The following is a 12,765-nucleotide window of genomic DNA, read 5'->3' as shown; positions in this document are numbered from 1 at the left end:
TCGTTTCAGAGCCCCAAAGCCTTGCGCCCTGCAGCCACCCACACACTGTCGTCCTGCGGGGTATGAATCCGCCCGCAAAGCACATCGCGCCAATGACGCTCCAAGGGGTTATGGCGAGTCAGCCCGTGATTGCTGGTCAGTGATTGCGCAATTTCTACTGCCTGAACGGCATTGTTGGTGCAAAGGCTCTTGATCAAGCCCGCTTCGTTTGCCAAAGGCAAAGCGCCGCCGTCGAGATCAGAGGCCAGACCTGCAATCAGGCGACGATTATTCAGCAGCAAGCCTTCAATTCGCCCTACATGCTCCTGCGCACGCGGCAAGCTCGCCAATGACGCCCCCAAGGAAGACGGCTTGCGTGCATGCAGGAACTCCAGCAGCCAGTCACGGGCAGCTTCTGCAACACCGGTGTAGAGCGCCGAAATCAGCACGGCAAGCTCGGCTTGCGCCTGCGGGTCCGCACCCACCCATTCATTGGGCAAACGCAGGTCTACCGCATTCTCCTGCGGCACCAGTACATCGTCGAACACCACATCATGACTTCCGCTGGCACGCAAGCCCAGATGGTCCCAGGTCTCCTCAATGCTGATACCAGCAAGACCTGCAGGCACCAGCAGATAGCCAACCCTTGGCTGCTCCTCATCAGTACGAGTCCACAGCGCATACCAGCTCAGGATAGGAGAGCCCGTGGAATACAGCTTTCGCCCGGAAACGCGCCAACCCTCGGGGGTTCGCCGCGCAATCGTGGCCGGCAATCCCCCGCGAGCAGGCGATCCCAGCTCTGGCTCTACACGCAAGGCATTGATCAACGCACCTTTTTCAACAGCATCCCGCACTACTTTCTGAGCCAGCTCTCTAGGCCAGCGATTGCCTTGGCGCCCCAGCCCACGGTGCTGCGTGAATTGCATGATGAGCACCAGCCCCGTGGCCGGATCACCTCGACCAATGGCGCCAATCACATCGCTGAGCTGCGCCAGTGTTGCCCCTTGTCCGCCCAGGGCGACAGGTGCGGCCAGATTCAATAATCCAGAGGCATGCAGATCCGCAAAGTTCTCAAATGGAAAACTGGCATCTCGATCATGTGCTGCAGCACGCTGTGCAAAATCAGCAGCCAGACCGCGCACCAGCTCCGGCAGGTTCAAGGCAGCGTTCATTGCAACACCTCTGCTTCATCTCGCACGATCACAGCAGCCAGGTCGCGGAAAGTATGAAATGCCCCACCCGGGCCACCAATCTGTGCATGCGTGCGCACTGCAACCTCATGCGAAATGGGCTGAGGTGTACCGGCGGCCTCTGCCAGCAACTGTGTATGGCAGACATTTTCCAGCGCGATATACCACCAGGCTGCCGCTTCGATAGAGGGGCCCGCCGTCAGGATTCCGTGATTTTTCAAAATCACGGCCTTTCGCTGGCCCAGTACCTGTGCAATGCGCTCACCTTCATCGGTTTCAAGCACCACGCCTGAGTAATCCTCGAACAGCGCGTGGTCCTCATAGAAAGAGCAGGCATCCTGCGTCAGCGGGTCAAGCAAGCGCCCCAGTGTGGACCAGGCCTTGCCATAAGTGGAATGCGTATGAGCAGCAGCAACCACATCGGGTCTGGCCTCATGCAGCGCGGCATGAATCGCAAACGCTGCACGATTGAGCGGCCCTTTGCCCACCACGATCTCGCCGGCCGAATTGACCAAAAGCAGGTCAGACACCTTGATCTGGGAAAAATTGATACCCAGTGGATTCACCCAGAAATGGTCGCTCCACTCAGGGTCACGTGCCGTAATGTGGCCAGCCATGCCGATATGCAGCCCGTGGCGGGCAAACAGCCTGAATGCGATGGCGAGCTGCTCACGGCGGTGTTGCCGCTCCTGCAACAAGCTGCGCTGGGGTAGAGGGCCTTCAAACCAGTCCTGGCGTCTGGGGTGTGGATTAAGGTTGAGCTGCTGGCCAGTCGCCAGCTCCTGCAAGGCAATCACAGTAGACATTTGCAATCCGTCAATATGAAAGTATCAGGCGGCCAGCGCGTGCTGGGCGGGCTGTGAAGCGTGAACAGCCACAGAGCTGCGCTTGCGCCTTGCAAGCTTGTCCTGAACCAGCGGCAGCAGCTCGCGCCCATAGCTCAGCACATCGGGTAAGGGGTCAAAACCGCGAATCAGAAAAGTGTGAATACCAAGGTCGTAGTACTTGAGCAATGCATCTGCCACCTGTTCAGCAGTGCCCACCAGCGATGTGGTGTTCGAGCGCCCCCCTGTTTCACGGGCAATAGCAGTCCACAGACGTTCGTCGACGCGGTCACCATGGGCCGCATCGGCCAGCAGACGGCGTGCACCTTCGCTTTGCTGCGGACCTCCACGCGCATAACTTTGCTCTGATCGGATACGTCTTGTTGTTTCCAGAATGTGCTGCGCTCGATCCCAGGCTTCGCCTTCTGTGGCGCCCAGAATCGGTCTGAAAGAGATGCTGAAATCAAGCTCTCTCTGGTGCTGCGCAGCCGCAGCCCGCACACGCTGCACCAGATCCGAAGCCTGAGCCAGCGACTCACCCCACAGCGCATACAGATCGGCATGGCGGCCAGCCACCTCCAGCGCCGGAGCGGAAGCACCACCGAAATAAATGGGAATGTGCGGTTGCTGCAGTGGTTTGACTTCAGACCATACCGCTTTGGCCTGGTAGTAGTGCCCGTGGTGGTCGAAGGGCTCATCTTCGGTCCAGACACGTCGCAGCAACTGCAAATACTCGTCTGTACGGGCATAGCGCTCGTCATGACTCAAAAAATCGCCGTCGCGCTGCTGGTCTTCGTCCGAGCCACCAGAAATGATATGAACCGCCACGCGACCGCCCGTGTAGTGATCCAGCGTAGCCAGTTGCCGGGCTGCCAATGTTGGCGCTACAAAGCCTGGCCTGTGCGCCAGCAAAAACTGAATCTTCTGGGTGGCTGCAGCGGCATAACTCACCGTCAGCAAAGTATCTGGAGCACTTCCACTGGCGGGCACCAGAATCCGATCAAACCCTGCATATTCATGTGCCTGAGCAAATGCACGCACATAGGCGGGGTCTACTGCCGGTCCTTTTTTTGTAAAGGTTTCTGAGACTTCGTGTGGCTGAATCATGCCTATGAATCGTGCGCTCATGTGTATTCCTTGAAAGTGGAGCAATGGCTGCAACCATAGGTCTCAGGCGCCAGTCCACCAACGAAGAAAAACGCGTAATCACATCCGCTTTTCGCATGAAGTAACCGTGCCAGCCATTCAATGCGCAAAGCCGGCGATCACGGCACGCACAGGTTCTGCATCCATGCGCCGAATCACCGCCTGCAAGCCATCCTGCGACGGTGGCTGGCCCAGCTCCACTTGCGCAGCATTAGTGCGGCACACCAGGTCATCCTCACTCCAGCCACCACTGCCAGGTCTGGACAACGCCCGTAACCAGCCTTGCCGATCCACCAGCCACTGATAGCCCGCCAGCTCGTGCACCTGCTGGCCCGTCAATATCGACAGCAAGCTGCGCGTATCAGCATCCGTACTGCTGCAATCAATACCATCCGCTGCTCCGATGGAGATCGTCACCAAACGAGGATCCTCGTGCAAAGCCTCCGTCCCCGGGAACACCACTCTCACAGTTTGCCCACGCCAATGGTCCGACCTGCGCTGCTGATGACCACAAACAACAGAGGATGCAGGCATGCGCACAGGAAAAGGCCACAGTCCTTCGCGCTGAAGTGACTGCCCCGCTGACTGTGCGCGAACAAAGTGCAGCACATCCCAGATTTCTTCATCGCTGAGATGCGCATCCGCAGCAGGCATGGTGATCCGCCCATACCTGTCGTGCATGCCGTGGCGCACGCTCCAGAACAGTTCACCTTCGAAGCGCTTCCACAGAAGTGACCGATTCAATGTTGGCGGCCACACCGGCTGCAGTTGCGCCAGCGCTCCATCGCCGTCACCTTGAGGCCCATGACATTCCAGGCAATGCGTCTGGTACAACTGCTGACCACGCACCACGCTATGTGCAGTCAGCGGCACCGCACTGTGATGAAACACGGTAGGCACAGTTGGTGCAAACAGCAGTGCCCACAAGGGCCAAGGCGTGCACAAACCAACGAGCAAAGACACCAGCAACAGCCCCAAGACCCGGCGCGGCTTTGTTCGCCACCAGATCATCAGCAGCGCCATCAGCAGCAAAGCCGTCGATGCGCAGGCAGCCCAGACCAAACGCTTTGCCTGACCGTGATCAAACAAGAGCTGCTCCGCCGCGAAGCGCTGGCTGAAGGGCCACGCCGCCTGGCCATGAACAACCTGAGTCAATCCCAGTGTTTCAAGCCCACTGGCTAGCCAGAGCTGGCCTTGCTGCAATATCTCAAGCAGCTTGGCCACCGCCTCATCCGTCATATCAACTGACTCCCAGCTAGCACCAAATTACCAGCTTGCATCCAGCCCCAGCAGCGTGAGCGCTTGATGACGCAGCTCAGTCAACTTCGGATGACTGCGCTGGCGAGGGTAAGGCAAGTCGTTGTTGAGCACTGCCCTGATGCGTGCCGGACGCTCCGACAGCACCACCACACGCTGGGCGAGGAAAAGCGCTTCCTCCACATCGTGGGTCACCATCAGCACCGAAAATTTTTGACGCTGCCAGAGCTGAAGAATCTCTGTCTGCATGCTCAACCGGGTCAGCGAATCCAGCTTGCCCAACGGCTCATCGAGAATCAACAGCTCCGGGTCGTTGACCAGCGCTCTGGCCAGCGCAGCACGCTGAGCCATACCGCCAGACAACTGGTGAGGAAATGCCTGCGCAAAGTCCTGCAAGCCCACCAGCGCCAGCGCTTGGTCAACACGTTCTGCATGCTGCTTCTGCAAACCTCTGGCCTGCAGGCCCAACAGGACATTGTCTCGGACCGTACGCCATGGGAAGAGCGTCGGGTCCTGAAAAACCAGCAGGCGCGATGGATCTGGATCCTCTACCCGCACATCATCATGGCTGATTTCGCCTGCCACCGGCCGCTCTAGCCCAGCAACCAGGCGCAGCAAACTGGATTTACCGCAACCACTGGGCCCCAGCAAGGCGACAAACTCACCAGGCGCAATACTCAGCGACAGCTCATCGAGCACCTGAAGCCGTTTTGCAGCATCGCCAAACCAGTGACTGACTGCATTGATTTCAATACGCGCGCCGACCTGCTCCAGCTCCGCCGCTGCACCTTCTGCACGGCTTTGAATCACTACCATTTCACCACTCCCCTTTGCCAGCGCAGCACACGGTCACGCACCAAAAACAGCAAGCTGATAAGCCCGGAAAACAGCAGCGCCATCACAATCAACGCGCCATACATATTGGGATAGGCGGCCCAGCCCTGCGCCCATGTCAGATACCAGCCCAGACCGGACTTCACGCCCAGCATCTCGGCAGCAACCAGCGTAGAAAATGCTGCGCCCAACCCCATGAAAAGTCCCACAAAAACCTGCGGCAAGGCAGCTGGAACTGCCACACGCAAAATCAGAAACCAAGGAGATGCCCCCATGGTTCGGGCCACGTCGTAGAAGTTCTTGTTGACACCCGATACTCCGGACCATGTCAGCACCGCCACAGGAAAGCCCGTACCCAGTGCAATCAGGAACACCGCCGTTGACCAACTCGAAGGAAAAAAGAAAAACGATACCGGCAGCAAGGCCGTAGTGGGAATGGGCCCCAGCACCCGCAGCACAGGGTGAATCCAGTAGCTGGCTTGGCGCGACCAGCCAATCCATACACCAACCAGAAAGCCCGTCAGCGCACCGAAACCAATACCCGCTGCCAGCAGCAGCAAAGAGTTGGCCGTGCTGTCGAACAACTTGCCTGCGTCCGTCGCAAAGACTTCAATCAGGCTCTGTGGCGGGGCAAAGAATGGCGTTGGCAGTTGCGCAAGCTTGGCAGTCAGAACCTCCCAGACAGCAAGCGCCGCGCCCAACACCACAAGCCACGGGCCCAGTGCCTTGATCCGTGCGGCCAGTTGCACACCTGCCAAAGGTAGCAACGCCAGCAGAAAAAGCCCCGCTGCCACAGCAACCGCCAGCCACCCAAACTCCGTCGTGTACGCCCAGTCGCTGAACCCTACAACCGTATTCGGCCAATACAAGGTGATTGCCGCAAGCACTCCCCAGGAAGCCGCGGCAAGCAGCCCTGTTTTCCAGATCGACTGACTCACATGTCTTGAACGCCATGACAGGTTGCTCGCGCCTTGTGGTGGAGCGACTTGCCTCAGCACATTCGAGATATTGACTGCACTCATGCGCTATCTCCTCAAGTCAGAACATCTGCATGGACATGGGCAGCAAATCTGGCAGGGTCCGTCCCAGGCTTGAGCACGCCAACCAGCTTGAAGTCGCGGGCGTAGAACTCAATTTCCTGCCGCAAGGCCTGTCCCTGAGGGTGATGCTTGTGCGTCAGCGTTGCCAGCACAGCTCGCAAATCAGCCTCTGACACCTTGGAATAGGCGCTGTAAATGCGTGCGGTTTCAGCGGGGTAGTTCGCAACAAAATCAGAGGCCTCATTGATCGCCCTGGCCAATGCGGCAGCCACTGGTTTTTCGTTGCGCACAAGCTTGCCAGTTACACCCACCACACAGCAGGTCTTGGTCGCGTACTCGCCACTCAGATTGGTGGCCAGCTCAACCAGCCCCTTGGTGCGTCGCTCGATGATGGCGAGATTGGGGTCTCCATCGGCAATTGCGTGGGCCTCACCTTTCTCCACAGCCACCCCCAGCATATCGCCAGGAAACTGCCTCCAGCTCACATCTTTCTCAGGGTCCAGCCCTGCCTTGAGCATCATGATCGAGAAGAAATTCTTACCCGGACTGTTGAGATCCGACACGGCAATCGTCTTGCCTTTGAGAGCCTGCAGTGACGTAGCACCTGCAGGCTTATAGCCCACCAGACGCACACAGCCGCCATGGCTGCTACCCACCAGTTTGACGTCAAACCCCGACTCCAGTGGCTTCAGCCAACGGTGAATCATGCCCACGCCCGCGTCCGCCTTGCCTGTGGCAATAGCCTCCAGCAACTGGTCTGTGGAGCCACTGAAATTGACCAGCTCCACATTCAGACCATGCTTCTCAAAAATGCCGCGCTGCACTGCCACAGGCGCTGGTGAAAGGCAGACTGCATTGGTGTTCCAGGCCAGCTTCAAATTGCGCACAGGTGGTGCAGCCAGCACCTGCCTGCCTCCGATTCCTGCCATTCCCAAAGCCCCCACAGCAGAAGCCGTGCGCAAGAAATTCCGCCGACCTGAACCCACTCCTTCGCTCCACTGCCCCGGTTCGAATACCGCCATAAACCCGCTCCTCTCGATATTGCCAAGCCCACATTGAACCCATGGCACCACCGGTGCATCAACGAAGAAAAACAAGAATCCTTATGCAAAAGTATTCGGTCTGTATCGCGCGTGCTTCTGCTGCAATCCTCTGAGCATTCACTTTTATTGAAGACGCCGATGAGTACCCACCACAACCCGGCCAGACTGCGCCGCTTTCTTGCGCAGCTGACACAACTGGTTCAGGACGAAACCGAAGAAGCACCACTGCTGCAGCGCGGCACATCACTGCTGCAAGAGCTGGTGCGCCATGACGACTGGCTGCCCGAGAACTATGCCCAGCCATCGCCAGAGCGCTACCAGCAATACCTGCTTTATGCAGATCCTCAAAATCGTTTCTCTGTCGTGAGCTTCGTCTGGGGGCCAGGGCAAACAACACCTGTTCACAACCACACGGTATGGGGACTGATCGGCATGCTGCGCGGGTCTGAGCAATCACAGGCCTTTACGCGTGATGCCTCCACACACTGGCAACGCAGCGGCCCAGCTCATGTACTCCAGCCCGGCGATGTGGAAGCTGTCTCACCCTCTATTGGGGATGTGCATCAGGTCAGCAATGCGCTGGCAGATCAGACCTCCATCAGCATCCATGTGTATGGAGCCAATATCGGCGCTGTGCGGCGCTCCGTCTTCAATGAAGATGGCCGCGAAGTGCAGTTCATCTCCGGCTACAGCAACGACACATTGCCCAACCTCTGGGATCTGTCTCGCGAAACTCCATCGCACCCCGCCACGTTTCATTGATCGCCCTCCCATGACCCAAGCTTTTACTCACACTACGACCGCACAGGTGCGCGAAGCCCTGCTTGCTCGCAATGAAATCGCACTACTGGATGTGCGCGAGGAAGATCTGTTTGCGCAGGGGCACCCTCTGTTCGCCGCCAACCTCCCTCTGGGTCGCCTGGAATTGGATGCCTATCTGCGTATTCCACGTCTGAACACCAACATCGTGGTCTATGACAATGGCGAAGGTCTGGCTGCCATTGCACTCCAGCGTCTGCAGGCTCTGGGATACACGCAAGTCAGCCTGCTGGAGAACGGTCTGCAGGGATGGCGCGATGCAGGCGCAGAAATTTTCATCGACGTCAACGTCCCCAGCAAGTCGTTTGGCGAGCTGGTGGAATCGAAGCGCCATACACCTTCGCTGGCAGCCGAAGAGGTCAAGGCATTGCTGGATCAGAACGCCGATGTAGTGGTGCTCGATGCCCGGCGCTTCGACGAATACCAGACCATGAATATTCCGGGCAGTACCAGCGTTCCCGGTGCAGAGCTGGTGCTGCGTGCACAGACTCTGGCCCCCAATCCTGCAACACGCATCGTGGTCAACTGCGCAGGGCGCACCCGCAGCATCATTGGCACGCAGTCTCTCGTCAATGCAGGCCTGCCCAACCCCATATCTGCCTTGCGCAATGGGACCATTGGCTGGACTCTGGCAGGCCAGGCACTGGAACATGGCGCCAGCCGCCGCGCACCTGAAACTGTAGCGCCCGAACAGTTGCTTGCAGCGGGTCTTCAGACCCGTAGCGTTGCAGACAAGGCGGGTGTACGCCGCGCTACCGCACAACAGATTCCTGGCTGGCGCAGTGATGGCCAGCGAACCACCTATTTTCTGGATGTCAGAACGCCCGAAGAATTTGCTGCCGGGCATATTGATGGGTTTCGCAGCGCACCAGGCGGCCAGCTGGTGCAGGAAACTGATTTCTCTGCCCCCGTGCGGGGCGCCAGAATTGTGCTGGCAGACGATGATGGTGTGCGGGCCAATATGACGGCGTCATGGCTGGCCCAGATGGGCTGGGAAACCCATGTGCTGGATGGGTTGTCTGCTGCAGATTTTTCCACCACCGGCCCTGCACCTCAGAACCTGCCTCAGCCCACTGCCGCCATTCACTGGATCAAGCCACAAGAGCTGGCCCAGGCCATTGCCCAGTCACCCATCGATAGCATTGCGGTGATTGATCTGACCACCAGCGCTAACCATGTGCGCCGCCACATTCCCGGCGCATGGTTTGCGCTGCGCACCGACCTCACGCAGGCGCTGGCACATATTCCCAGGGCCAGCCGCTATGTGCTGACCTGCGGCAGCAGCCTGCTGGCCAAGTACGCCGTGCAGGAATTTGCCGAAGCTACCGGAGCCACGGTGGAAGTTCTGGAAGGCGGCAACCAGGCGTGGGTCGAAGCTGGCCTGCCAGTGGAGTCTGGCGAGCAGCGCCTGGCCAGCCCGCGTGTGGACCGCTACCGTCGCCCCTATGAAGGCACGGACAATGCGCAACAAGCCATGCAGGCCTATCTGGACTGGGAGTTCGGGCTGGTAGAACAATTGGGGCGCGACGGCACCCACGGTTTCCGAGTCATCTGATCCCCAAGAAAAAGGCAGCTCGAAAGCTGCCTTTTTTCATGTCTGCATGCTCAGGCAACAGCGAGTCCGGCCAGTTCGGACCTGTGCTGAAAATCTCCCTCGGCAGCCTTCAAGCGCTTTGCGGTATTCCGGTTCACGGGTACACCCAGGCCCAGATTGCCGCGGAAGGTATCTGCCTCATATGCCTCGCGCCAGATGCCGCGTTGTTTGAGCAGAGGCACGACCAGCTCCACAAAGTCCTTGAGCGATGTATTGGGCAAGGCTTCAAAGAAATTAAAACCATCAGCCCCCTCGTGATTGAACCAGCGCTCAATCTCGTTAGCTACATGCTCTGCCGTGCCTACAAACGCTGTCTTGGGTGTGGCAAACCACTGCGCCACTTCACGCAAGGTCCAGCCATTGTCGCGCGCCACCTTCTTGATACGGTCGCTGGCGGCTTGCTGGCTGTTGCGCCCCAGATCGCCGAGGTCGGGAAACGACGCATCGAGCGCATACACGGAAAAGTCATGATCATTGAAAGGCCTAGCCAATGCTGCCAGTGCATTCTCTATAGGTACAAGGCTGGCAGCGATGCGGTATTTTTCCTGCGCTTCGGCTTCGGTACGACCCACAATGGGGCGAATGCCGGGCAGCAGAAACACCTGATCGGGGTTACGACCAAACCCTGCGACTCTCGCCTTCACATCGCGGTAATAGGCCTGCGCCTGCTCCAGTGTGTCGGCATGAAAGAAGATGGCATCCGAGCGGGATGCTGCAAAGTTCTTGCCGTCCTCTGATGCTCCGGCCTGAAATATCACCGGCTGCCCCTGACGTGAACGCGCGATATTGAGCGGCCCTTCAACCGCAAAGAACTCGCCCTTGTGGTCCAGCCTGTGCAGTTTCTTCTTGTCAAAAAACTGCCCACTGGCCTTATCACGCACCAGAGCATCGTCCTCCCAGGAGTCCCACAGGCCCTGCACCACATCCAGGTGCTCACCCGCCAGGCGGTAACGCACATCATGGGCATAGTGCTCAAGGCGGCTGTAATTGCGCGCACTGCCATCCAGCCACGACGTCACCACATTCCAGCCCGCACGACCGCCGCTGATATGGTCCAGCGATGCCAGCTGGCGAGCCACCGTAAATGGCTCGCTATAGCTGGCAGTAATGGTTGCAACCAGCCCGATATGAGAAGTCGCTCCGGCCAATGCAGACAGAATGGTCAGCGGCTCAAAACGGTTGAGGTAATGCGGACTGGAGCGCTCCGTGATGTGCACACTGTCCGCCACGAACAGAAATTCAAAGCCCGCTTTTTCGGCCAGTTGCGCCTGTTCGCGATAAAAGCTGAAATTCACGCTGCCATCGGTGACCGCGGCCTCATGGCGCCAATCGCCCCATCCCGCTCCCACGCCATGCAGAACAAAGCCTGCCTTCAGTTGTCGTTTTCCCATCTAACTTCTCCTTGCATCAGGCCTTCACGCCCAGATAACGGTTGAATGTCTTGTCCCACAGTGGCTTCACATCCGTGCCAGCTTCCAGCACGCCCATGGCCTGAAACGCATCCGCCACACGCTGGTGGCTCTCTATGGCCTTGTCGCTGATGGCGACCAGACTGCTGTTCTGGCTGCGGTTGTTGTAGATCTCGACCAGATCGCCAACGGGTACACGTGTTTGCGCAGACTGCGCTTTGGCATACACCAAAAAATTGCTATTGCCCCAGACATAGGCTTTTTGCAGACGCTGCAGCAAATCGGCCAAGGCCAGTTGGCGCCCGGCGTCCTCCACGGCCTTGGGGTTGGCATAAATCAGGAAGTTGCCAGACAAATAGCCCACCGCCGTCTTGAGGGTGCGGGCGCCGTGCTTTGTGCGTGCCAGCTGGCCGTTGTAGCCATAGATGGCCCAGGCATCGATATCTCCACGCGCAAATGCAGAAAGGCCATCGGCAGGCGAGAGATTGACCGCCTTGATGTCATCAAAGCTCAGCCCTGCTTCCTTGAGCTGCTGATACAGATACAGATGCGAAGTCGTGGCACGCACATAACCCACACGTTTGCCGCGCAGGTCTGCCACCTTATGGATGGGTGCATCCTTTTGCGCCAGCGTGACCTGATTGTTCAGGTCTTCGTGATAGACCCCGACCACCTTGACAGAGGCTTTTGCCTTGGCGGCAAATACAGCGGGTATCTCGCTTCCGGAACCCAGATCGAGTGCGTCAGCATTGATGCCCTCGATATGCAGCACGCCGGAGTTGAACTCCTTCCACTCAATCTGATAGGGCGTCTGCGCAAGGCCCGCTGTCTCCAGCAAAGTCTTGTGGCCACCTTTATAGGTAGCTACACGCAAGGTAATGCCGCGCAGATCACTCTGGGCAAAGGCAGCCCCGGGCAGCACGGATGCCAGAGACAAAGCACCTGCCCCTTGCAGCAGGCGGCGCCGGGATGGCAAAAACGAAGAATGTAGAAGCTGTTCCATAAAGCCGTTCAAGAAGCATTAGTCGACACCACCTCGCTCGGAAAATGATCGAGGTCAGCGACTCATGGAATGACTCTAGAAGTTTGGCCAGCGCCCGCGAAGGAAGGAAAACAGATATGGATATGCGCCAGCTTCAGGTGCATGCAGCTACTGTGCAGAACATCGCCTCGCTTATGATGCGCAAGCTCTTCGAACCTGCTGACCGACCTGTTTCCTCTTCATGGATTTGTTTCGCTTTCGCCAGATTGCTGTTCGCTTGCTGGGCCTCTGGGTTCTGGCATGGTTCACGCTGTCTGTAGGTGTGGCTGCGGCATCTCCACTGATTCAGGGAAAGGCTTTCGAGCTGATCTGCACCAGCACAGGTTCGGTCAAGTTGATCGTCAAAGGCAAAGACGGCAACAACACCTTGGGCGCAGGCCACCTGGACTGCCCCATGTGCCTGCCACTGGCCGCTCCACCACCGCCCGCGCTGCAATTGCCACCGCCTACCGAGTCACCGCTGTGGCATGCGCTGCAGCCGGTAGAACGCGCTCGCATTGCGGCCATCACTGCCGCACCTCTGCCCGCACGCGGGCCGCCACCTGCCCTTTTTTGAAGCATTTCCGGCTTAAGCCTAAGCATTGCTTG

At 58.4% G+C, this 12,765-nt stretch carries 13 protein-coding genes; 4 read left to right on the top strand and 9 right to left on the bottom strand.

Annotated elements, in window-relative coordinates:
• Nucleotides 1–5: 5 nt before the first annotated feature.
• The 4 genes from JDW18_RS03425 to JDW18_RS03410 all read right to left on the bottom strand — a co-directional run bounded on the left by JDW18_RS03425 (nt 6) and on the right by JDW18_RS03410 (nt 4,030).
• On the bottom strand, nt 6–1,151 hold the full coding sequence (locus JDW18_RS03425; RefSeq protein ID WP_218242350.1) for an acyl-CoA dehydrogenase family protein: 1,146 nt from the start codon (nt 1,149–1,151) through the stop codon (nt 6–8).
• Complete coding sequence (locus JDW18_RS03420; RefSeq protein WP_218242349.1) at nt 1,148–1,975, bottom strand: class II aldolase/adducin family protein; 828 nt, start codon at nt 1,973–1,975, stop codon at nt 1,148–1,150. The genes JDW18_RS03425 and JDW18_RS03420 overlap by 4 nt, the downstream gene beginning before the upstream one ends.
• Nucleotides 1,976–1,999: 24 nt before the next feature.
• Nucleotides 2,000–3,121, bottom strand: coding sequence for an LLM class flavin-dependent oxidoreductase (locus JDW18_RS03415; RefSeq protein WP_218242348.1), 1,122 nt, complete (start codon nt 3,119–3,121; stop codon nt 2,000–2,002).
• 117 nt (nt 3,122–3,238) lie between these two features.
• Nucleotides 3,239–4,030 carry a c-type cytochrome gene (locus JDW18_RS03410; RefSeq protein WP_218242347.1) on the bottom strand — a complete coding sequence of 264 codons (792 nt, stop codon included), beginning with the start codon at nt 4,028–4,030 and terminating at the stop codon, nt 3,239–3,241.
• A 46-nt stretch (nt 4,031–4,076) separates the two neighbouring features.
• Here JDW18_RS03410 and JDW18_RS03405 point away from each other — a divergent pair, with 46 nt between their 5' ends.
• Entirely contained in the window at nt 4,077–4,214 is a 138-nt protein-coding gene (locus tag JDW18_RS03405) for a hypothetical protein (RefSeq protein ID WP_218242346.1), read from the top strand.
• A 191-nt stretch (nt 4,215–4,405) separates the two neighbouring features.
• On the opposite strand, the gene JDW18_RS03400 is transcribed toward JDW18_RS03405, so the two are convergent.
• The 3 genes from JDW18_RS03400 to JDW18_RS03390 are packed head-to-tail and all read right to left on the bottom strand — an operon-like array spanning nt 4,406 to nt 7,199.
• Nucleotides 4,406–5,212, bottom strand: a complete 807-nt coding sequence (locus JDW18_RS03400; RefSeq protein ID WP_218242345.1) for an ABC transporter ATP-binding protein — start codon at nt 5,210–5,212, stop codon at nt 4,406–4,408.
• Nucleotides 5,206–6,252, bottom strand: a complete 1,047-nt coding sequence (locus tag JDW18_RS03395) for an ABC transporter permease (protein ID WP_246610254.1) — start codon at nt 6,250–6,252, stop codon at nt 5,206–5,208. The genes JDW18_RS03400 and JDW18_RS03395 overlap by 7 nt, the downstream gene beginning before the upstream one ends.
• An 11-nt stretch (nt 6,253–6,263) precedes the next feature.
• The gene (locus JDW18_RS03390) at nt 6,264–7,199 is read right to left on the bottom strand and encodes an ABC transporter substrate-binding protein (protein WP_246610252.1); all 936 of its coding nucleotides are present in this window, start codon (nt 7,197–7,199) and stop codon (nt 6,264–6,266) included.
• A 252-nt stretch (nt 7,200–7,451) separates the two neighbouring features.
• Between JDW18_RS03390 and JDW18_RS03385 the strand changes: the two genes are divergently transcribed.
• Nucleotides 7,452–8,075 carry a cysteine dioxygenase family protein gene (locus JDW18_RS03385; RefSeq protein ID WP_218242344.1) on the top strand — a complete coding sequence of 208 codons (624 nt, stop codon included), beginning with the start codon at nt 7,452–7,454 and terminating at the stop codon, nt 8,073–8,075.
• Between the two features lie 10 nt (nt 8,076–8,085).
• Complete coding sequence (locus JDW18_RS03380; RefSeq protein ID WP_218242343.1) at nt 8,086–9,687, top strand: rhodanese homology domain-containing protein; 1,602 nt, start codon at nt 8,086–8,088, stop codon at nt 9,685–9,687.
• 50 nt (nt 9,688–9,737) lie between these two features.
• Here the strand turns inward: JDW18_RS03380 and JDW18_RS03375 are convergent, their stop codons facing one another.
• Entirely contained in the window at nt 9,738–11,117 is a 1,380-nt protein-coding gene (locus JDW18_RS03375) for an LLM class flavin-dependent oxidoreductase (RefSeq protein ID WP_218242342.1), read from the bottom strand.
• A 16-nt stretch (nt 11,118–11,133) separates the two neighbouring features.
• Nucleotides 11,134–12,138: an ABC transporter substrate-binding protein gene (locus tag JDW18_RS03370; protein ID WP_218242341.1), complete on the bottom strand. Its 1,005-nt coding sequence runs from the start codon at nt 12,136–12,138 to the stop codon at nt 11,134–11,136.
• Nucleotides 12,139–12,358: 220 nt separating this feature from the next.
• On the opposite strand from JDW18_RS03370, the gene JDW18_RS03365 reads away from it, so the two are divergent.
• Complete coding sequence (locus tag JDW18_RS03365) at nt 12,359–12,733, top strand: DUF2946 family protein (RefSeq protein ID WP_218242340.1); 375 nt, start codon at nt 12,359–12,361, stop codon at nt 12,731–12,733.
• Nucleotides 12,734–12,765 lie beyond the last annotated feature (32 nt).

The organism is Comamonas fluminis (assembly GCF_019186805.1).
GTDB classification, from domain to species: domain Bacteria; phylum Pseudomonadota; class Gammaproteobacteria; order Burkholderiales; family Burkholderiaceae_C; genus Comamonas; species Comamonas fluminis.
The sequence above is the reverse complement of the archived record's forward strand: the minus strand, read 5'-3'. Positions and strand labels throughout refer to the sequence as shown.